Source organism: Pseudomonas palleroniana (assembly GCF_022836895.1).
GTDB classification, from domain to species: domain Bacteria; phylum Pseudomonadota; class Gammaproteobacteria; order Pseudomonadales; family Pseudomonadaceae; genus Aquipseudomonas; species Aquipseudomonas palleroniana.
On the sequence record NZ_CP092411.1, the window covers coordinates 206,561 to 227,970 of the forward strand.

Sequence of the window (21,410 nt, forward strand, 5' to 3'; positions counted from 1 at the left end):
TGCCAGTGTGTATGCGACTGTGAGCTTAGTTGAGGGTTCCTTATCTGCATGGAGGCTCCCATACTCCAATGGTTCCCCTACCGGTTACTGACCCATGCTGAAAACCCTCGCCGTCGCCAATTACCGTTCGATCAATAAATTGGTGGTGCCCCTGGACCGGCTCAACCTGGTCACCGGCCCCAATGGCAGCGGCAAGTCCAACCTGTACCGCGCCCTGCGCCTGCTGGCGGAAACCGCCCAGGGCGGGGTGATCAACGCACTGGCCCGCGAGGGCGGGTTGGACTCGACGTTCTGGGCCGGGCCGGAAAACATCAGCCGGCGCATGCGCAACGGCGAGGTACCGATTGAATCCACCGTGCGCCAAGGCGTGAAACGCTTGCGCCTGGGCTTTGCCGGGGAGGACTTCAGTTACGCCATCTCACTGGGGCTGCCTGAGCCGACAACGTCGTTATTTTCCCTCGACCCGCAGGTCAAGAAGGAATGCATCTGGGCCGGCCCTCTCTATCGCCCGGCCAGCCTGCTGGTGCAGCGTTCCGGCCCCATGGTGCGGGCGCGTGACGGCCGCTCCTGGGACGTACTGGCCCAACATACACCCAACTACCACAGCCTGTTCGATCAGGTCGGCAGCCTGCGTGGCTCGCCGGAGGTGCTGTTGCTGCGCGAGAGCATTCGTGGCTGGCGCTTCTATGATCACTTTCGCAGCGACGTGGACGCCCCCGTGCGCCAACCGCAATTAGGCACCCGCACGCCCGTGCTGCACCACGATGGTCGGGACTTGGCGGCGGCCTTGCAGACCATCCGCGAAATTGGCGATCCCGAGGCGTTGCAGCGCGCGGTCAGCGATGCCTTCCCCGGTGCACGCTTGAATATCCAGCCGTTGCAGGGCGGGCGCTTTGCCATCGAGTTTTATCAGGAAGGGTTGCTGCGGCCGTTGTCGGCGGCGGAGCTGTCGGACGGGACCTTGCGTTACCTGCTGCTGATCGCGGCGCTGCTGACGCCACGGCCGCCGACCATGATGGTGCTCAACGAACCGGAAACCAGCCTGCACCCGGATTTGTTGCCGGCGTTGGCCCGCTTGATCATCCAGGCGTCCCGGCAGTGTCAGGTGTGGGTGGTGTCCCATGCCAGCCGCTTGATTGCAGCGTTGCAGCAGGATGAGGGGTGCAACTCGATTGTGCTGGAGAAGGTGTTGGGGGAGACCCAGATCGTCGGGCAGGGGATTCTGGATGCCCCGGCCTGGCATTGGCCGGAGTAGGTATATCCCCCGTAGGAGCGAGCTTGTCGTGGCGAGGGAGCTTGCTCCCGCTGGGCTGCGAAGCGGCCCCAAACCGTGCGATCGATATGTGTCAGATACACTTCGTCAACCGGTCTGGGAGTGCTTCGCACTCCAGCGGGAGCAAGCTCCCTCGCCACACAAGCTCGCTCCTACAGGGGTAAGGCTATCAGCCCTGCCACTTCCCGCCTTCGACAATCACGCTCTCAGGCGGGGTGTCATCGCTCAGTTCCTTACGCACATACTGGTCATACAGCTTGAGCAAAAACTTCTCTTCGCCCAGCTTTGCCAACTCGGCATTCACCCAATCGCGCAGTTCGGTATTGCCCTTCTTCACCGCCGGTGCAATCGGCGCTTCGTCACCGAGTTTTTCTTGCAGCACACGATAGCCAGGGTTCTGCTTGGCCCAGCTGAACAACACCAGATTGTCCTGGGCATACGCATCGCCCCGGCCGGCCGACAGCGCTTGCAGGGACTCGGAGTTTTTCTCGAACTTGAGCAGTTTCCAATCCGGATGGTTCTTGGTCAGCCAGATATCGGCGGTCGTGCCGGTGGTCACGATGGTGGTGCGGGTCGCCAGGTCATCCAGGCTCTTCACCGCGCTGTCGTTGGGCACCAGGGCCTGTACCGCGACTTTGAGGTTGGGGTTGGTGAAATCCACGGCTTCCTTGCGTTCCGGGGTGACGGTCATGTTGGCGAGGATCAGGTCGACCTTGTCGCTTTGCAGGAACGGAATACGGCTGGCCGGCTCGACGGCAACGAACTCGACCTTGTTCTCATCGCCCAGCAGGTCCTTGGCAAATTGACGGCCGATGTCGGTATCGAAGCCGACGTAGCGACCCGCCTCATTCACAAAGCCGAACGGCGGCTTGTCGGTAAATACGCCAACAATCAGCTTGTCGCGCGCTTTGATTTTGTCGATGTAGCTCGCGGCGGCGGCCGCAGGTTTGGCAGGCTCTTCGGCCTTTTTATCGCAGCCGGCCAGCAACGCGACGGCAAACAGTGGCAGCAGTAACTTTTTCATATCAGCTCCAGTTCCTTGGTCTTTTTGGGCAGTGTTGAAACAAAGGAGAACTTCTCCAGGAACTGCTGCGCGCGTGCGGTTTGCGGGTTCGTAAAGAATTCTTCGGGGGTGTTGTGTTCGAGGATGCGACCGGCCTCCATGAACACCACGCGGTCGGCGACGGCGCGGGCGAAGGCCATTTCGTGGGTGACGATCAGCAAGGTCATGCCATCGCGGGCCAGGTCCTGGATCACCTCCAGCACCTCCTTGACCATTTCCGGGTCGAGGGCTGCGGTGACCTCATCAAAGAGCATGACCTGAGGGTTCATGCACAACGAACGCACGATGGCGATGCGTTGCTGCTGGCCGCCGGAGAGCTGGCGCGGGAAGGCATCCCGCTTGTCGGCAAGGCCCACGCGTTGCAGTAGTTTTTCCGCCTGCTCGCGAGCTTCGCGGGGGTCGCGTTTTTGCACTTTCAATGGGCCGAGTAGGATGTTGTCGAGCACGCTCATGTGCGGGAACAGGTGGTAGCTCTGGAACACCATGCCGATGTCCTGGCGTACCTGGCGCCAGTCCGTGGATTTATCCAACAGCTCCCTGCCGGCAAAACGCAGGCTGCCGCTATGCGCAACTTCCAGCCCGTTGAGGCAGCGCAGCAAGGTGCTCTTGCCGCAGCCGCTGGGGCCGAGGATCACCACCACTTCGCTGCTTTGCACGCAGAGGTCGATGCCCTTGAGCACCTGCGCCTCGCCAAAGTATTTGTTGAAACCCTGGAACTCGATCAATGCGCTCATGCTTGGGCCCAGCGCCGTTCCAGCCGCTTGGAGGCGGCCGACAACGGGTAGCAGATAAAGAAGAAAAACAGGAACAGTACGCCGTAGATCAATACCGACTCATAGGTGCGTTCAATGATTTGCTGGCCGACCTTGATCACATCCACGACACCGATCAGCACGGCCAGGGAGCTGGTCTTGATGATCCGCGTGTAGACGTTGATGGTCGGCGGCGTCATGCGCTTGAGGGCCTGGGGCAGCAGCACGTAGCCGTACAGTTGGGGCGTGGACAGGCCAATCGACAAGCCCGCTTCGCGCTGGCCCCGGGGCAACGAATGCAACGCGCCGCGCACCACTTCGCCCACTTCACTGGCGCCCCACAGCGACAGCACCAACACCGCACACCAGAAGCTCGGAATGCTCAGGCCAAAGAAAATCGGCAGGCCGAAAAACAGCAGGTACAGCCACACCAGCACCGGAATCGCCCGGAACAGCTCCAGGTAAACCCGCAGCACCCGGTTGAGCGCCCGGTTGTTCAGCATGCGCAACACGCCATACACCACGCCGCCGACGGTGCTGAAGGCGATGCTCAACAAAGATATCGACAGGGTTTGCGCAGCGCCCTTGCCCAGTTGCGGCAACGACACCCACAACAACTCAAGACCCGAACTGGCCATGCTGGAGCCTCCTTTCCAGGCGGCTGAGCAGCAACGACAGCGGCAAGAACAGCAACACACAAATCAGCGTCAGCACGGCAAGCATTTCGTAGGTCTTGTAGTAGAGCGCGATGTAGCTCTTGGTCGTGTAGAGAATCTCCGGCACCGCCACGGCTGACACCACCGTGGTCTCCTTGAGCAGGAAAATGAAATTGGCGAACAACGCCGGCAGGCTGAGAATGCCGGCCTGAGGCAGGATCACATAGCGCAACAGTTGCCAGTCGGACAGGCCGATGGACTTGCCCGACTCGATCTGCGTCAGTGGCACCGCTTCTACACCGGCGCGCAGCACTTCAGTGAGGTAGGCGCCGCCGAGGAACGTCATGGTGATGATCGCTGCCCAGAACCCGGAGATATTGAAACCCAGGGCCGGCAAGGCGAAGTACACGAAGAACAGTTGGATCAGCAGCGGCGTGTTACGCGCCAGCTCCACATAGAGCGCCACCAGGCGCGACAAATACGGCGTGCGAAACACCAGCAGCGCTGCGTTGACCAGCGCCACCAGCAGTGAGGTGGCGATGGCGATCAGGCCCACTTGCAGCGTCACCCCAACGGCGCGGAGAAACGCCGGCAAGGTGCTGAGGATAAATGCGAAATCGAAGGTCATCGTGAGTCCGTGACGCCGCAGGGTAAGGCGGCGAGTGCAATCCATATCGACGTGGGTAACGTCGGCAAGCACGAACTTTAAAGGTATAAAAAATAAAATTTAAATACCAAAATAGCATATTGATATCACCCAAAAAGATAACCCTCGAACTCGCGGGTTTGGCCAGTGGCAACTATGGTTTTGGGGTCGAAAGATTCGAGGGATCGAACAATGAACGAAGCGAAACCGATGGATCCGCAGGAGCTGGTGAAGTGGTTGGTGGCGTTGCGCCGGGCGATCAACAGCCGCGCGCTCTAAAACACTGAAGAATCACTTTGAGAAGGAAATCAAAGTGTGGGAGGGGCGGTGCGACGATTCGACTTGCTCCCGATAGCGGTGAATCAGCCAATAAATCTGGTGACTGACACCCTGCTATCGGGAGCAAGCCCCCTCCCACAGTGACCGCGTTAAGCCTTAACTGACTGGCATTAAGGCTTGCCCCCTCCCACAATTCAAACCTTGAAGGGGGTCTGGCTTAGATCAGAACGCAGGCACGACCGCGCCGTTGTACTTCTTCTCGATGAAGGCTTTGACTTCAGGGCTGGTCAGGGCCTTGGACAGTTTCTGGATAGCATCGCTGTCCTTGTTGTCCGGGCGAGCCACCAGGAAGTTCACATACGGCGACTTGGCGTCCTCGATGATCAGCGCGTCCTTGGCTGGGTTCAGGCCAGCCTCCAGGGCGTAGTTGGTGTTGATCAGGTCCAGGTCAACCTGGTCCAGCACGCGTGGCAACAGCGCCGATTCCAGCTCTTTGAATTTCAGGTGCTTGGGGTTGCTGGCGATGTCTTTCGGCGTGGCCAGGGCGTTGCTTGGGTCTTTCAGGGTGATCACACCGGCCTTCTGCAGCAGCAACAGGGCACGGCCGCTGTTGGAGCCTTCGTTGGGAATGGCAACGGTGGCGCCATCTTTGAGCTCGGAAATGTTCTTGATCTTCTTCGAGTAGCCGCCGAAAGGTTCGACGTGCACACCGACCACGGTGACCAGGTTGGTGCCCTTGCCTTTGTTGAAGTTTTCCAGGTACGGCAGCGTCTGGAAGTAGTTGGCGTCCAGACGCTTCTCGGCCACCTGCACGTTTGGCTGCACGTAATCGGTGAAGACTTTGATGTCCAGATCCACACCTTCCTTGGCCAGGGTCGGCTTGACCAGCTCAAGGATCTCGGCGTGCGGGATCGGGGTCGCGGCGACCACCAGCTTCTCGTTGGCCTGGGCCAGGCTTGCAGTCAGGGCAGCCGCCAGTGCGGTAAACAACAGAACCTTTTTCATGCAGTGTCCTTATCGAAATTCCGGGGCGTCTCTGACGACCGTTTTTATGTGGTGTGCCAGCGAAGTGCTATCGCGGCGTGGAAGGGACAATACCTAGATTTTTTATTCCCGAACAATATCTTTTATTCACGTTGATATTCCATTTTGTTCATGTAGCCATTTGCGCAAGGTTTCCTGTTCCGCTGGCGTGGCAGTGCTGAACAGGCGCTGCACCTGTTCCAGCGGTGAGCCGGCCACCGGCAGGTTCAAATGCTCGGGCAAAATCTCATCGCCACTGCTGACCAGCAGCGCAAAATGGATCACGTTTTCCAGTTCACGGGTATTGCCCGGCCAACTGTGGCGCTCCAGCACACGCTGGGCGGCGTCGCTGATCAGCGGCACCGGCAGGTCCAGGCGCTGACTGTAGATGCCGAGGAAATATTCGGCCAGGGACAGGATATCGCCGACGCGTTCGCGCAAGGCCGGCAGCTCGAGTTGGCCCTCGCTCAGGTAATGGAACAGGCGCTCATGGAACTTGCCGGCCGCCACCGCCTGGGCCAGGTCGATGCTCGTCGCGGCCACCAGGCGCACATCCACCGGGCTTGGCTGATGGGCGCCGACGCGGGTGACCTCATGGTTTTCCAGGGCGGCGAGCAGTTTCACCTGGATCGGCAGGGGCAAGTCACCGATCTCGTCCAGGTACAACGTGCCGCCATTGGCCGAGCCAAACCACCCAGCACGGCTACTGGCCGCGCCACTGTGGCTGCCGGCGGCGTATCCGAACAACTCGGCATCGGCATAGGTGGGGCTGATCGCACCGCAATTGACTGACACGAACAGCCCGGTGCGGTCACTGCCACGGTGAATCTGCCGCGCCAGCAGCTCTTTACCTGTACCGGTCTCGCCGCGAATCAACACGGGCAGGGCCAGCGGGGCGAGGTTTTCCAGGTCTTCGCGCAGTTGCCGCGAACGCGGGTCGACAAACACCAACGCCTTGGCACGGATGCTCAGCGGGCTTTTTTCAGAATCGGGGAAGGTCAGCAGTGGCTGGCCGTAGGTTTCATGACTCATGGCAGGCTCCCGCCCCCAATCCGCTCAAGGGACGGGGCGTTGAAAAAATATCAGGCAGTGCGCCGGGCGTGATGTTCGAGACGGCTTTGCAAGCGATAAAGGTAGGCGAAACCCTGCTCCCATCGCTGGTGGCCGGACTTCACATTGATATGACCGGCCCCTGACAAAATGCCGGCTTCGGCGCCCCAATGGCGCGCAAGCTCCAAGGCTCTCGCAGCGCTGACGGCGCTGTCGTTGTCGGAGCTGACCACTTGGCTGGGAAACGGCAGCAAGTCGGTGGGGATGGGTGCAAAGTTGCGTAGGGCGGGGGCACAGGCCGGGCGCTCGACATCAGCCGGAGCCACCAGCAAGGCGCCGCGCACCTGACGCAAAAACGCCAGCGGTGCTGTGGCCGCCCAATGCGCGACCGTGATGCAGCCCAGGCTGTGGGCGATGAGAATCACCGGCGTACTGTCGGCGGCAATCGCCTCGGCCAGCGCAGCCACCCAGTCTTCGCGACGGGGAGTCAGCCAATCGGCCTGCTCCACGCGCGTACTGTTGGGCAGGCTGTTCTGCCAATGGCTCTGCCAATGATCTTCTGGCGATCCTTGCCAGCCCGGCACGATCAGGTAACGAATCAACTCGCTGTGCATGGGTGTGCCCTCCTGCAGCGTCTAACGTTGCTGAGCAGTATAAGGACAGGGTTTATATTCGTTAAGGAATAAGAAGCTATTTATTAATAACCAAAATCACATAACCACTCAATATCAAAAGTGGGAGGGGGCTTGCTCCCGATAGCGATCTGTCAGCCACCAATTTATTGGCTGAACCACTGCCATCGGGAGCAAGCCCCCTCCCACCCTGACCGTTTTCCAAACTGAGATTTTGGTGATGTGTGAATTTCAGGCAAAAAAAAGGCCGCACCCTGCCAAGGAAACGGCCAAAAAATCGTCGAGGCTTTTGCAGCTAACGCGCGGTTATCACCGACAGCTTGGTAATCCCCGCGCGCTCGATAGACGCCATGGCTCGCGCCACTTCGCCGTAGTTCACACCATCATCAGCCTGCAGTTGCACCCGCACATCGGGGTCCTTGGCCTTGGCCGCCTGCAAGTTGAACTCCAGCAGGTCCGGCTGGATTTCGTCCTTGTTGATAAACAGTTTGCCGGCACCGTCGATGCTCACCACCAGCGGATCTTTTTGCTCCACCGGCGCCACGGCCTGGGTCTTGGGCAGGTTGATCGGAATCGCGTTGGTCAACAGCGGCGCAGTGACGATAAACACCACCAGCAGCACCAGCATCACGTCCACCAACGGTGTGACGTTGATCTCGCTCAGCACCTCATCGCTGTCTTGCGTGGAGAAGGCCATCTCAGGACGCCTCCTTCACTTTCTGCGGGTTGCCGGCCGCGCTCTTGGTCAGCGAGGGGTGGAGCAGCACGCGGAAGGAATGCTTCTGCGCCAGGCTGTAGAAGTCGTGGGCAAAATCATCCAGATCGGCCGCCGTCAGCTTCAGGCGGCGCAGGAAATAGTTGTAGACCAACACCGCCGGCACGGCCACGGCAATCCCCACACCCGTAGCGACCAGCGCCGCACCAATCGGGCCAGCCACGGTTTCCAGGCTGGCGGAGCCGGCAGCGCTGATGCCCTTGAGCGCCTCCATGATCCCCCACACAGTGCCGAACAGACCGATGAACGGCGAGGTGCTGCCGATGCTGGCGACCACGGCCAGGCCGGTTTCCAGTGAGCGACGCTCACGCACGATCTGCTGGCGCAGGGCACGTTCGAGGCGGTCCTGATGGTTGATGGCCTGGCTCAAATCCGCTGCATGGGCAGAATCACCCACCTGGATCGCCGCATAACCGGCCTGGGCTACCCGGGCCGCCGCGCCCGGCTGGGTTTCAGCCAGCTCCGCGGCGGAATCGAGACTGGAGGCCGCCCAGAACCGCTGATGGAACTTGCGGTCCTGAGCCTTGAGGCGACCGAATTGCACGCCCTTCAACAACGCCAGCCCCCAGGTGGCGACCGAAAAGGCCACCAACAGCCAGATCACCGCGCTTTCGATGGATTCAAGTGGAGATGCCAATGCCATGATGTTTTCCCTCTTTACAGGTCGCGGCGTGCAAAACACACCGCAGCGCGATAGTTAGTGAATCTTGAAATCGATCGGTACGCTGACCCAGCCGTCCTGGGCGACATCGCCCTGCTTGGCCGGTACAAAACTCCAGCGCTTTACAGCAGCCAGCGCGGCATCATCGAGTTGCTGGCGACCGCTGCTTTTCTGCACCTGGATCTCCCCCGGCTTGCCGCTGGCCAAGACGTGTACCCGCAGCAGTACCGTGCCTTCCCAACCACGACGCTGGGCCAATGACGGGTATTCGGGCGCCGGGTTCTTCAAGTAAGCGGCGTTGGCCGAAGCCGGTGTAACCGGTGCAGGCGCTGCGACGGGCGCTGCCGGAGCGGGCGGCGCAGGCACAGGTGGCGCGGGCGGCTGCTCGACCGCCTTCGGGGCCGGCTCAGGTTTCGGCTTGGGCTTGGGCTGCGGCTTGGGCACAGGTTTCGGGATTGGCTTTGGCGGCGCAGGCTTGGCTGCCAACTCATCCACCACCGGTGGCGGCGGCTCAACCACGGGCGGCGGTGGAGGCGGCGGCACAGGCGGTGGCGGCTCGACCACCGGCGGTGCCGGCTGGGAAAACTCGATGGTCATCGGTGGTATTTCCGGCGGCACAATCGGCAGCACCGGCGTGGGTTTCTGGCTCACCCAATAAACCACCGCACCGTGCAAGGCCAACACCAGCAGCCCCAGCAGAACCCCTTCGCGGCGACTCGAAAAACGCTTGGGAGCCTTCTGCAGCCGCAGTTGCCCCAATGGCGCGCGGTGCGGCCGGCCAAGGTCGACCAACTCACCACCCGGTGCCTGGCGCCATTGCGCCTCGTGTGCACTGGCGGCGGTCTGGACATTGCCCATGGATTCACTCCCTACGGTTTTCACACAAAAAAACCGACAGGCCTGCCGAAGCGGCCGTCGAGGGCTGAATCATCGGGGCTGGACGCTTATCCCTTAAAGTAATCTTTAAAGTTATAGATAGATTAAAAAGGCATAACAGATATCTTATCTTCCGCCCAGGCCGCGCCCGCCGTGGCCTGGACCGAAGGCTTTGTTTTTCAATGCTTTTCAGGCATACAAAATATTCAGAAAAGGTATGGCTCAGCCTGGGCTGTTTGCACACAAATCGAGCAATTGGCGCTGCAAAGTCTGCCCTGGCGCCCCCAAGCCGCTGCGGCCATATACCGCCAGCCGCACGCCCTGCACCGTCGGCAAACCACTCTCCTCGCCGAGTACCACATGCCCTGGTTGCAGCACCCGTCGCGGCAACAGGCTGATCCCCAACCCCGCCGACACTGCCGAACACACGCTGGCCAAACTCGCGCTGGAATAGCCGATACGCCAGCGCCAGCCCCCCACTTCCAGGTGATGCAACATTTCGTTGCGGTATAACCCACCCACCGGAAACGCCACCAGCGGCAGCGGGTCGCGCCCCAGGCACGGGGTGCTGCGGCTGTCGACCCAGCACAACGGTTCTGGCCAGGAAGCCAGGCAGTCATCGCTGTGGCCCATCTGCTTGACCAGCAGCACGTCAAATTCACCGCTGCGGTACTGGCGCTGCAATTCGGGACCGAGGCCGCTGGTGACCTCCAGCCTCACTCGGGGATGGCTCACCACAAAGGCCGAGAGCAATGGCATCAGGCGCTCGGCGGCAAAATCCTCCGGCACCCCAAGGCGCAGCACACCGTCGTTTTGCTGGTTGACCAACACATCGGCGGCTTCTTCATGCAGCGCGAGGATGCGCCGTGCATAGGCCAGCAACCGTTCACCTTCGGCGGTAGCGACCACCCGGCGCTGGTCGCGGTCGAGCAACTGGCACGCTACCGCGTCTTCCAGGCGCCGGATCTGCTGGCTCACGGTGGATTGGGTCAGGTGCAGGCGCTCGGCGGCGCGAGTGAAATTGGCGCAATCCACCACGGTCACAAAGCTGCGCAATAACACGGGATCGAACATAGGCGTCACCATTGCATTTGCCACTGGTTGGCATGGTTATATTTAATTTCAGAATACCTGCGACGCTCGCCATACTCACGCCTCGTCGATTGAGCGTAAGGGCACTGCATGACCCGCCAAACATCCCTCGCCGGCTGGGGCCTGCTGGTCGTGCTGGGCCTGAACCTGCGGCCGATCCTCAGCTCCATCAGCCCGTTGCTCGCGGACATTCGCCAGGCTACCGGCTTGAGCTTCCAGAGCAGCGCCCTGCTCACCAGCCTGCCGGTGATTTGCATGGGCCTGGTGGCACTGGTGGGTGTGCGTCTGGAGGCCCGCCTGGGTGAACGACGCGGCATCGCCCTGGGCTTGATAATGATCCTGCTGGCCTGCCTGGCACGCTGGTTGATGGGCCAGGCTTCGGCACTGCTGGCCACGGCGTTGCTGGGTGGTGCCGGCGTGGCGCTGATCCAGGCATTGGTGCCGGCGATGATCAAGCGCGAATTCCACCACCGCGTGCCGGTGGCGATGGGCGTGTATTCGGCGTCATTGATGGCCGGTGGCGGGCTGGCGGCCCTGCTGAGCCCGGTAGTCGCCACGCATTTTCAGCAATGGCAGGCGGGCCTTGGGGTCTGGCTGCTGCCCGCAATCGCTGCACTGTTGTTGTGGGGGTTTGTACCGCTGGGTGCGGCCAGAAGCGCAACCGTGATCCCCACCTTCAAGGGCCTGCGCAATCGTCGGGCGTGGCTGCTGGCCGTGTATTTCGGCCTGGTCAATTGCGGTTACATGAGCATGGTGGCGTGGCTGCCTGCGTACTATCAGCAACTGGGCTGGGGCGTACTGCCCAGCGGTTCGCTGCTGGCCTTCATGACCCTCTTCCAAGTGAGCGCCGCGCTGCTGATGCCGGTGCTGGCCCAGCGCGGCATCGACCGACGCCCCCTGCTCGGCATCAGTCTGCTGGCGCAGACCGTGGGCTACCTCGGCCTGTTGATGGCACCGCAGCAGTTCCCCCATGTGTGGGTGGCGCTGATCGGCTTCGGCCTGGGCGCCTGCTTCGCCTTGAGTTTGCTGCTGACCCTCGACCACCACCGCGACCCGCGCCAGGCCGGGCAACTGGCGGCCTTCGTGCAAGGCGTGGGCTTTTTGATCAACGCCATTTCGCCATGGCTGACGGGCTGGCTACGTGAACTCACCGGCACTTTTGTCAGCGCCTGGTGGGTACTGGCCGTTACCGTGGTGGCGATGCTGGTGGTGACACGAGTATTCAGCCCGGCCACCTATCGCAGCGGCTCAGAAGTCGTAGCGGCCAGTCACGCCTAGGGTGCGGGGCGTCCCCAACAAGCCTTCATAGCCGCCGTTACCGCCTGTCCACAACGTGGTGTAGTAGGTTTTGTCGAAGGCATTTTTCAGCCACAACGACACATCCCACTGCCCCTGCTGGTAGTTGCCGCGCAGGCCGGTAGACAGGTTGACCACGGCATAGGCGGGAATCTGTCCGTAATCGGAGTCTTCCACGGTGCCCACCGCTTTGGAGCGGAACGCATAGCTGGCGGTCACGTAGGGCTCGAAGCCGTTATCCAGGTTCCATTTGTATTCGCCATTGGCGTTGGCGATCCACTTGGACGCGCCGACCACTTGATGCCCCGTGAGGTCGCACGACGCCGGCGCACCGGGGCGCAAGCTGACTTCCGGCGGGCATGGCGCATCCTTGTAAGACAGGTAGCTCACATCATTGAACGAGCCGTTGAGGTTCAGCGTCAGGCCCTTGACCGGCACCAGGGTGCTTTCCACTTCCACACCACGCGAGCGTACGGACCCGGCATTGGTCAGGTACTGCACGCGGTTGTCCTGGTCATAGGCGTTGGTCTGGTAGCCGTTGACCTGGGTCCAGAACAGGTTGGCGTTAAGCTGCAGGCGGCGATCCCACAGCGTGCTCTTGAAGCCCAATTCGGCGTTGTTGGCACGCTCGGTGCCGATCAGCAAGGAGTCGGCCCCGGCGGTTGGCGCGGAGCCCACGGCCAAATTGACCCCACCGGATTTTTCGCCATGGGACAGGGTCGCGTAACCCAACAGGTTTTCATTGAAGTGATAGGTGAGGTTGAGCAGCCCCGAGGGCGTGGCGCTGTACTGATTAAGGTCGCCCGAGTCATACACTCCCGTGCGCCCGCGTCGCGCCGTAGCAGCGGCGCCGGCCACCGCAGCACCACCCAGCGGCGCATTACGCGTGACCCAGGCGCTTTTCTCTTCATAGGTGCCGCGTAGGCCGGCGGTGAAATCCAGACGCTCCGTCAGGTGCCAGGTGCCTTGGGCGAACAACGCAAAACTGTCGGTGCGGATATGCCCGTTGCCGACACTGCTGACATTGTTCAACGCACCGGCAGGTGTGCCGTTCCAGATATCGGCCTTGGGCCCGTAGTAGGCGAAGGACTTGTTATCCAGGTCGGAGCCGAAGTAATACGCGCCCAGCACGTAGTCGAAGAAGCCACCCGTGGGCGAGGCCAGCCGGAACTCCTGGGACCATTGTTTATCTTCCACCGACACGCCGGCGTTATACGACGCGGGCACGTTGAGTCCGTCATCGTTGCGCGGGGTGAAATTCCACCAGCGATAGGCACTGACCGACGTCAGCGTGAAGTCACTCGGCAACGTCCAGTTGGCCTCCAGCGATGTACCGCCCTGGAACACCGTGACGTGCTGGTCGCTGTCCAGGTTGACCTTGCGATGCGTGCCGTCCACCAGCGTTGCCCCCGCAGCAGCGGCCCGCGACGCATACAGGTTGGTGCCATTGATGGTCGGCCCGGTGCTGTACAACACTCGGGTGCCGGCGCTGGAATCTTCCTCGTTGTAATCGCCGATCCAACGCAGGTTGAATGTCTCGCTGGGCTTGTACAGCAGTTGCCCGCGAAAGCCCTGGCGTGAACCGCCATTGAGGTCGTGGCCGTCGTATTGGTTCTTGATGTCGCCGTCGCTGCGCGTGCGATAGGCCGAGAAACGCCCCGCCAAGTCATCGCTGAGCGGGCCGGAGATCGTGCCCTTGGTCTGGAAGTAACCGTCCTCGCCCAACGACGTCTCGATACTGCGCTCGGGGGTGAAACTCGGTGCGCGGGTGCTGATGTTGATCACCCCCGCCGTGGTGTTCTTGCCGAACAGTGTGCCTTGCGGGCCGCGTAAGACTTCAAGCTGCTCGATGTCCATCAAGTCGAACACCGCCATGCCCGGCCGCCCAAGGTACACGTTGTCGATATACAGCCCCACGCTGCCTTCCAGGCCGTCGCTGGCCGGGTTGTTGCCCAGCCCGCGGATCGACACGCTGGACTGGCGTGCATGCATATAGGCGACATTGACGCTGGGCACCAGTTGCTGCAGATCCTGAATCCGATACACCCGCTGACTTTCCAAGGCCTGGCCACCGATCACGCTCATCGGCGTCGGCACGTCCTGGGCGCTTTCGGTACGCCGCCTGGCGGTGACCGTGACGGTCTCCAGTTGGCCGCTGGCGTTCTCGCCCTTGCTTGCCGGCGCGGGTACTTCGGCGGCCTGGCTCGGCGACCAACTGCTGCTACCGGCCACTAACACGGCCATGGGCAAGGACTTCAACAGACTCATAAGCGGCTCCCCAAGCGGAAATAGCCAAAAACGCATATTCCCTAAGGTTATTTATTTATGGTTTAACGGACATTTACTGCATAAGAGATTGCCTTTATAAGGAGTCGACCTGATGCATAGCCAATGCATTTCCCGGATATTTTTGATGTGAAAAATGCATATCGACCTGCGCCAGCTTCGCCACTTCATCGCCCTTGCCGAACACCGCAGTTTTGTCGCCGCGGCGTTGGCCGTGAGCCTGTCGCAGTCAGCGTTCAGCCGTAGCATCCAGGCGCTGGAACACAGCGCCGGGTGCCAACTGGTCGATCGTGGGCGCAAGGACCTGGCGCCCACCAAACAGGGCCAGGTCCTGCTGGAACATGCACGCCGCCTGGTCAGCGGCGCACAGCAATTGGCCAACGAGATCAGCCAATTCAATGGCCTGGAGGCCGGTGAACTGCGCTTCGGTTGCGGGCCGGCACCGGCCGGCGGGTTGGTCCCCCGCGCCATCGGCAGTTTTATCGGGCGCTACCCCAAGGCCCGCGTGCAATTCCAGGTGGATGACTGGCAAAGCCTGAGCAAACGCCTGCTCAGCGAAGAGTTCGAATTCTTCGTCGCCGACACCCGCCACTTCGAAGCCAACCCGGACTACCACACCCACCGCTTGCGCCCACGCCGCTGGTACTTCTGCTGCCGCGCCGGGCACCCGCTGGCCCAGCGCGAGAGCGTGAGCGCCACCGAGCTGATGAGTTACCCCCTGGCCGTGACCATCCGCCCGCCGAACCTGCGCAAAGTCATCGTCGACCTCAGCGGCCGCCCGGATTACCTGCCCAACGTGGAATGTGAAAACGGCTACAGCCTGATGGGTGTGGTACTGCGCTCGGACGCCATCGGTATCGTCAGTGCCAACAGCGACGTGCTGCACATGGCCCGGGGCGAATTGGTGTGCCTGACAATCGATGGGCTGGCGGAGGACCTGGAGGAGCGTTACACCCGCTACGGCATTGTCAGCCGGGCGGGCTATCGGCTGTCGCCGCTGGCGGAGGCGATGATCGAACAGATCAAAGAAGTGGATGAACAGGATAAGGACGTATGTTCATTGGAAAATTTAGCTGTTTGATAGGTCGTAATGCGTTGATGCTTCAGGCCCCCCCCTCGCAACGCAGCAATACCAGATCGCTTGCTGTGGGGCATCCCCCCACCGCCAGCCTGTTCCAGCGTTTTGTACTGCTGGTGGCTCTGATTTCTATTGCGCTACCTCGATATCGAGCACTTGCCTAGTAAGGAGTCAGGGTCATCCGTTGCTGTTGCCAATTCGCAGTCGGCATCAGATGAAGGGACGGAGTTTCTCTCCAGCGGCTGAATATGCCGCCGCGTTGATCACTGTCATTGTCAGTTGAAATACACACTGCCAAAACTCAGCCACATCATTTCATCAGCCCCGCTTGCATCTACACTCGACGGCCATGCCCACCTGGAAAACCCTGCTGGGCAGGTTGCTGCTGATTATCATGGAAACTTGAGAAGGACACTCAAATGGTACGCGCCGTTACTATTCTCACCGAAAATTTTTCTGACTGGGAGCCCGCGCTGATCAACTCCACGGGCCGAGCCTACTATGGCTTCGAGACTTGTTTTGCCGCTCCCGGTGGCAAGCAAGTGACATCATCCGGAGGCATGACCATCATCCCCAACCTGGCCATCGAGGTCATTCGGCTGGACGATGTCGACTTGCTGATTGTGACGGGAGGCCCGATCTGGAAAACAGACAAGGCGCCCGCCATCGAGGCGTTGGTCCGTGAGGCCCACGACAGAAACATTGTCGTGGCGGGAATCTGTGACGGTACCCGCGTACTGGCCAAGGCTGGAGTGCTGGATCACTTGCAGCACACCTCTAATTGCGTTGACAACCTGAAGCAGGTGCATTATCGCGGAGCAGATTATTACCAGGACGTACCGTACGCTGTTGCCGACCAGGGTGTGGTCACGGCTCCCGGCAGCGCGCCGGTCAGTTTCATGGCGCAAATTCTCGACACCTTGGGTTTGAACGACAAGAAGCTGGATGCCTACCTGGCCATGCATGCGGCTGAACATATTCACGGCTGAACCCTTTCCCTCTATCTCTCCTCTCACCTCGGCGCTGCGGCCTGTTACCGCAGCGCACTTCACCGTTGAACCACTCCTCCAATACTGCGCTGACAAAAGCCCCTTTTTGTTCTTCACTGCCGAACTGCAGTTTCAGATCGTCCGACAATTTTTTAAAATCGGAGAAATCTTACTTGCGATTACGACATTTCCGACTTAAGTTACCCACATGACGCGTAGGGGGTTTCCTTGGCTCCATCAGGACGAGTTTGGAGCCGCGTCAAAGGATGCATTGTTGAGTTCGCCAAGAGGCGACACTTTTCGACCAAAGCTAAGGAATGGCTAAATGTTTTTCTCTGCCGACATGACTGTGGCTCGATGCCTGCCGCACTCGCCTGTGTCTCCAGCTTTCAGCACCTCATCCCATGAGCGAAATGCTGTAAGTAATATTTCCCATACCCTCAGAGCCCTGCCCGAGATGACGTCAGGCTCTCTCCTTAGCGTGCGCCTTAGAAATTGATTGGCCCGCTCATAGTCAGCAAATAACCGACACATTTTTACGACATGACTGACTGAGTCTGTCGTACAAAAACCTGTGCGCGTTCTATGTCTTTCCCGCTGAACGGGAGAGATGCGAGTGCCCGGGAATGTACTCCTCAATGGATTGAGATCGCCGCTGGCTGCTGCCTATGCGTCGAGGACCTGACGTGTCAAAAATAACAGTTGAACGCTCGAACAAAGAATCGACCGAGCAGATGAGCATGACGCAAGCACTTGCCGATGCCAGTCTGAGTGTCGAGGCCAAGGCCCTGGTCGCCCAAGGCATCTATGCCGGGGTCGCTCAGGAAGTTTCCATCGTCATACCTTTCAAAACCGCGACCCATCCGGATTTTGGACTTTTGCGTCAGTTGGTGATCGCTGGATGGGGCGAAGCGCTCGGCCAGTATCTTGCAGTGCTTGATCTGGGGGAAGACGGCGTTCCAGAAGCCTTGCGCAAGGTTCAGTTGGCTGTCAGATCCGGCACTGCGCTATTTGCCGTCGGCAGCCTGACCACCCGCGCTGGAGTGCACTGCCTGGTCTCGATCCATCATGGGTTGGCCGACGAACATAGCCTTGAGGTGCTGGCACGACAGCTACAAACAGAAGATATCGACTCGGCCCTGATGTGCATGCGTCGAGGGCGCGAACGCCATGGCGAATACGTCCGGGCGCAAACACAGCTCGCGCAAGTTGATGGCGCGCATCTGACCGCTGCGGCGCACGCCATGACCCCCGTGCGTTTGCTGCAAACCGGGCGCTTGGCCTTCGACATCCAACGCCAGCGCATCAGCCTGCAACGCACCCTGGACATCGCATCAATCAATACCGACAAGCCGCCCGTAGCGAAACTCCTGGACTGCCTGCAGCGGGCCGCTGTCATCGCCGAAGGCGACATCCTGTGTTCGTCGCACAACTGGCGCGAGGCTCACCAGCAGGATGCCATCGGCATGATGACGGGTCTTGTTCCACGCTCTGTGGCGACCCCTGGAGCGCTTGTGCTTCCCGGGCAAATCAGCCTTGAAGCATGCGCCCGTCGCTCGCAGGCGGCGCGCCAGGCGCTGGCCTGCTGCCGCGCGTCCGAGCTGTTCATCAATGGTGCCGGTCGACGCGGCATACCGGCTTCACACGTGATGAGTGCAACTTTTCCGGTCGGCATCGACATACGGCGTACCGGCGCTTCGCAACTGCTCCTGGAACTCGAGGGACCGTTTTGCGACGCCAGCGCAGCCACCAATCTGCTCAATGAACTCGCTGATGTATTTATGGATAGGAGTGAATGGAATGACTGAAAACATCCAGCTTGATGAACACGCTCTGGCTGATGAAGTGGCTCGCGTCTGCGCCACTTTTGCCGAGGTGCTCGGCCTGCCGAGTGTCGGCCACGAGGACAACTTCTTCAACCTTGGCGGCGACTCCTTTGAAGCGATTCGCGTAATGTCGCGGCTGTCTTGCAATTTGCCCATAGTGACTCTTTTCGAGCACCCGACGGCAGCGGGCCTTGCTCAACGCATTGTCCGCGCCGCCGCCCGACAAGCCGCACGTCTGGTCTGTTTTGGCGACGTCCAAGCAGCCGCGGGTTCGACTGCGGTGATTGCGGTGCCTTTCGGCGGCGGAGACGCCACGGCCTACCGAAATCTGTTTCAAGGTAATCCGGATGTGCAGGTGTTCGGCGTGGACTTCGGTGATACCGAGGTGGAGAACGCCGAGGATTTTCAAAGTCTGCTCGACGGCCTTACCAGCGACATCGAAGAAATCGGCGCTGCCCATCTGGTGATCTATGGCCACTGCGCAGGCGCGGCGACCGCTGCGTGCATCGCATCAAGCATGGCCGCCCACCACAACCATCTCGCTCTGGTGGTGGCCGCCTCACGCCCGGTGCTGGATGCAGACGCCGCGATTCGTGCTGCTGAAACCACTTCGGACCAGATCTGGACCGACTACTTGCGATCGCTGGGGGCCTTCACCGGGCTGCTCGACACTCAGGTCGAGAGCATGCTGGCTCGCGGTCGAAGAGACCACCTGATCGCCTGCGAAGCCTATCGCTACCTGACACAGTACCCGGCCAACGGCGTATCTGCACTGGTGCTGCTGGGTGACGAGGACCCGGCCACCGCCGAGCCTGAAGTCGTATTGGCGCAATGGGGCAAGTTCATCAACGTCACCCAAGCCGCCACCCTCGCCGGTGGCGGGCACTACTTTGTGCGTACCCATGCGCACGAGGTCGAGGAAACCGTACTGGCTTTTACAGCACACAACACCAAAGGAAGGGATAGCAAGTCATGACAGTCAATCATCAACCACTTCTGACCCAGGCTGATCTGCTCAAGCGGGGCCTGGCCGATATGCAGGAACATGATGCCGCACTGGCGCGGATTCTCGACGCCGAGGTCGCTCGCCAGCAACGCACGCTCTCGCTGGTGGCCTCTTGCTGCGCGGTCAAGCCGCGCACCCTGGCCGCGTCGTCCTCCGTACTGGTCAACGTGACTGCCGAAGGTGTGCCCGGACGCCGTTATCACGCCGGTTGCGAGAACGTCGACCTGGTCGAGTCTCTGGCAATCCAACGCGCCCGCGAGCTGTTCTCTGCGCAGTACGCCGGTGTGCAGTCGCACTCGGCTTCCAGCGCCAACTATTCAGTACTCGCGGCTTTGCTCGAACCTGGCGACACGCTGCTGGGCATGGCTCTGGATAACGGCGGCCACCTGACCCATGGCAGTCCCGTGACGTTCTCGGGCACTTACTACAACGCCATTGGCTATGGCACCACCAAGGAAGGCCTGATCGACTACGACGAAGTCCGCAGGCTGGCTTTGGAACATCGCCCGCGACTGATCATCTGCGGTGCCACGGCCTACTCCAGAGTCGTGGATTTCGAGCGCTTCCGCCGGATCGCCGACGAAGCCGGTGCCATCCTGATGGCCGACATCTCGCACATTGCCGGTCTGGTGGCAACCGGGCGGCATCCAAGCCCGATTAACGCTGCGCACGTCACCACCACCTGTACCCACAAGCAGCTCGCCGGCCCGCGTGGTGGGCTGATTCTCTCCGGCCGTGACGCCCACGAAAAAGTCCCTGGCCGTGAAGCGACGTTCAGCCGCGTGCTCGAACTGGCGGTGTTCCCGCGGATGCAAGGCGCACCGGCCGTCAACATGATGGCTGCCAAGGCCGCGGCACTGGGGTACGCCATGACCCCTGAGTTCGATGCCGAGATGCAGCGCATCCGCACTGCAGCGGACGTAATGGCCAGCGAATTCCAGGCCAGGGACTATGAAGTGGTGGGTGGTCGCAGCGAGAACCACACCATTCTGATCCGCCTGCGTGCTGCGATGACCGGCGCTATCGCCGAGACCGCGCTGGAGCACTGTGGAATCGTCGTCAACAAGAACCGTGTGCCCGGCGAAACCCGCTCGTCTTTCGTCACCAGCGGCCTGCGCATAGGTACCGGCGCCCTCGCCCAGCGTCATGTCGACCCGCAAGGTTGCCGGGAGATCGTCGACCTGCTCTGCCGGATCCTGGACGAGGTAACGCCGCTCGGTGACAGCGAGTTCACCCTCGATCCACTCCTGCGCCAGCAATTCTGCGCAGAGGCCGAGGCGCTTTGCGCGAAGTATCCGATCGCCGATTACCTCGCACGCTAAAACAGTCTCCGGCAGCGCTGGAGGCATGGCACGACGGTCCGCCGATCGTCGTGCCTGGGAACAGGCAAAACTCTAAGGAGAGAGAAGCATCATGACGGACAAGATCAAGTATGTCGCCATCAATGGCTCGGAACGGGTGGATGGCAACAATGCCAGGGCGCTGGAGTGGGCGGCCGAGTACCTGGAAAAACAGGATGTCATTCTCGAAGTTTTCTCATTGGCCAACGCCAAAATCGACCCTTGCGGGGCCTGCGGTGATTGCAATTTTCGCAACGAACCCTGCGCCCAGAAAGATGACGCCGCGCGCGCCGTGCGCCTCATGGAAGCCAGCGATGGCGTGATCTTCGCCTGTGCCGTGCATGGCTTTGGCGCAACCCCTCTGATGTCGGCGTTCCTGGAACGGGTCGGCACCGGGTTCCTGCGCCACGACCGCACCCTCACCAACAAAGTGGCCGGGGTCATGGTCACTGGTCGGCGCATGGGCCATGTCGAGGTCTACAACCAGATGCTCCAGTGCGCCTTGCTCAACCGCATGATCATGGTCGGCTACGGCTTCCCGGCGATGCTCGTAGGCGACAAGAAAGGCGAAGTGCTGGGTGACAAGGAAGGCATGGAGATGCTGCGTCGGATGCTTGATCGCATGGTGTCCATGACGCGTCTGATCCGCGACTACGAGCAGCTCACCGGGCAGCCGGCGCTGCCGGTCTCGGTGCCTGGGGAACGCCATCGCGAGGGTAACGACGGCAAGTTCTTCGTACCGACCAAGTCCGACATGTACCAGGTCGAGGCCACTCGCAGTTGCAACTTCGATGTCGTCGGCGACTGAACA

20 protein-coding genes are annotated in these 21,410 nt (G+C 60.8%); 8 read left to right on the forward strand and 12 right to left on the reverse strand.

Annotation, left to right across the window (positions count from 1 at the left end):
* Positions 1–94: 94 nt before the first annotated feature.
* Positions 95–1,255, forward strand: coding sequence for an AAA family ATPase (locus MJP36_RS00915; RefSeq protein WP_244384651.1), 1,161 nt, complete (start codon positions 95–97; stop codon positions 1,253–1,255).
* Between the two features lie 187 nt (positions 1,256–1,442).
* Here MJP36_RS00915 and MJP36_RS00920 read toward each other — a convergent pair whose 3' ends face one another.
* From MJP36_RS00920 to MJP36_RS00970, 11 genes are all read right to left on the reverse strand, one after another.
* Positions 1,443–2,297, reverse strand: coding sequence for a transporter substrate-binding domain-containing protein (locus MJP36_RS00920; RefSeq protein WP_244384652.1), 855 nt, complete (start codon positions 2,295–2,297; stop codon positions 1,443–1,445).
* A complete protein-coding gene (locus tag MJP36_RS00925; RefSeq protein ID WP_060755564.1) occupies positions 2,294–3,070 on the reverse strand; it encodes an amino acid ABC transporter ATP-binding protein in 777 nt (258 codons plus the stop codon). Before MJP36_RS00925 ends, MJP36_RS00920 begins: the two co-directional genes overlap by 4 nt.
* Positions 3,067–3,726 carry an amino acid ABC transporter permease gene (locus tag MJP36_RS00930; protein WP_060755563.1) on the reverse strand — a complete coding sequence of 220 codons (660 nt, stop codon included), beginning with the start codon at positions 3,724–3,726 and terminating at the stop codon, positions 3,067–3,069. Before MJP36_RS00930 ends, MJP36_RS00925 begins: the two co-directional genes overlap by 4 nt.
* Positions 3,707–4,372 carry an amino acid ABC transporter permease gene (locus tag MJP36_RS00935; RefSeq protein WP_161547657.1) on the reverse strand — a complete coding sequence of 222 codons (666 nt, stop codon included), beginning with the start codon at positions 4,370–4,372 and terminating at the stop codon, positions 3,707–3,709. Before MJP36_RS00935 ends, MJP36_RS00930 begins: the two co-directional genes overlap by 20 nt.
* Positions 4,373–4,891: 519 nt before the next feature.
* Positions 4,892–5,674: a MetQ/NlpA family ABC transporter substrate-binding protein gene (locus MJP36_RS00940; protein WP_060755561.1), complete on the reverse strand. Its 783-nt coding sequence runs from the start codon at positions 5,672–5,674 to the stop codon at positions 4,892–4,894.
* Positions 5,675–5,800: 126 nt separating this feature from the next.
* Complete coding sequence (locus tag MJP36_RS00945; RefSeq protein WP_060755560.1) at positions 5,801–6,724, reverse strand: sigma 54-interacting transcriptional regulator; 924 nt, start codon at positions 6,722–6,724, stop codon at positions 5,801–5,803.
* 50 nt (positions 6,725–6,774) lie between these two features.
* Positions 6,775–7,356, reverse strand: a complete 582-nt coding sequence (locus MJP36_RS00950) for an alpha/beta hydrolase (protein ID WP_060755559.1) — start codon at positions 7,354–7,356, stop codon at positions 6,775–6,777.
* A gap of 313 nt (positions 7,357–7,669) precedes the next feature.
* Positions 7,670–8,071: an ExbD/TolR family protein gene (locus MJP36_RS00955; protein ID WP_060755558.1), complete on the reverse strand. Its 402-nt coding sequence runs from the start codon at positions 8,069–8,071 to the stop codon at positions 7,670–7,672.
* Position 8,072: 1 nt separating this feature from the next.
* Positions 8,073–8,795 (reverse strand): MotA/TolQ/ExbB proton channel family protein, encoded by a 723-nt coding sequence (locus MJP36_RS00960; protein ID WP_090372279.1) that lies wholly within the window; start codon positions 8,793–8,795, stop codon positions 8,073–8,075.
* A 51-nt stretch (positions 8,796–8,846) separates the two neighbouring features.
* Positions 8,847–9,668, reverse strand: a complete 822-nt coding sequence (locus MJP36_RS00965; RefSeq protein ID WP_198760754.1) for an energy transducer TonB — start codon at positions 9,666–9,668, stop codon at positions 8,847–8,849.
* A gap of 240 nt (positions 9,669–9,908) precedes the next feature.
* Positions 9,909–10,760, reverse strand: a complete 852-nt coding sequence (locus tag MJP36_RS00970) for a LysR family transcriptional regulator (protein WP_090367555.1) — start codon at positions 10,758–10,760, stop codon at positions 9,909–9,911.
* Between the two features lie 108 nt (positions 10,761–10,868).
* On the opposite strand from MJP36_RS00970, the gene MJP36_RS00975 reads away from it, so the two are divergent.
* A complete protein-coding gene (locus MJP36_RS00975; RefSeq protein ID WP_161547655.1) occupies positions 10,869–12,056 on the forward strand; it encodes a CynX/NimT family MFS transporter in 1,188 nt (395 codons plus the stop codon).
* On the opposite strand, the gene MJP36_RS00980 is transcribed toward MJP36_RS00975, so the two are convergent.
* Positions 12,027–14,342, reverse strand: coding sequence for a TonB-dependent receptor (locus MJP36_RS00980; protein WP_244384653.1), 2,316 nt, complete (start codon positions 14,340–14,342; stop codon positions 12,027–12,029). The genes MJP36_RS00975 and MJP36_RS00980 overlap by 30 nt on opposite strands.
* A 154-nt stretch (positions 14,343–14,496) precedes the next feature.
* On the opposite strand from MJP36_RS00980, the gene MJP36_RS00985 reads away from it, so the two are divergent.
* The 6 genes from MJP36_RS00985 (at position 14,497) to MJP36_RS01010 (ending at position 21,407) form a co-directional block, all read left to right on the forward strand.
* A complete protein-coding gene (locus MJP36_RS00985) occupies positions 14,497–15,441 on the forward strand; it encodes a LysR family transcriptional regulator (RefSeq protein ID WP_244384654.1) in 945 nt (314 codons plus the stop codon).
* A gap of 416 nt (positions 15,442–15,857) precedes the next feature.
* Positions 15,858–16,427, forward strand: coding sequence for a DJ-1/PfpI family protein (locus tag MJP36_RS00990; protein ID WP_104995207.1), 570 nt, complete (start codon positions 15,858–15,860; stop codon positions 16,425–16,427).
* Between the two features lie 686 nt (positions 16,428–17,113).
* A complete protein-coding gene (locus MJP36_RS00995; protein WP_244384655.1) occupies positions 17,114–18,235 on the forward strand; it encodes a hypothetical protein in 1,122 nt (373 codons plus the stop codon).
* The gene (locus MJP36_RS01000; protein ID WP_161547651.1) at positions 18,228–19,229 is read left to right on the forward strand and encodes a phosphopantetheine-binding protein; all 1,002 of its coding nucleotides are present in this window, start codon (positions 18,228–18,230) and stop codon (positions 19,227–19,229) included. Before MJP36_RS00995 ends, MJP36_RS01000 begins: the two co-directional genes overlap by 8 nt.
* Positions 19,226–20,581: a serine hydroxymethyltransferase gene (locus tag MJP36_RS01005; RefSeq protein WP_244384656.1), complete on the forward strand. Its 1,356-nt coding sequence runs from the start codon at positions 19,226–19,228 to the stop codon at positions 20,579–20,581. Before MJP36_RS01000 ends, MJP36_RS01005 begins: the two co-directional genes overlap by 4 nt.
* A gap of 91 nt (positions 20,582–20,672) precedes the next feature.
* Complete coding sequence (locus MJP36_RS01010; RefSeq protein ID WP_104995203.1) at positions 20,673–21,407, forward strand: flavodoxin family protein; 735 nt, start codon at positions 20,673–20,675, stop codon at positions 21,405–21,407.
* Positions 21,408–21,410: the final 3 nt, after the last annotated feature.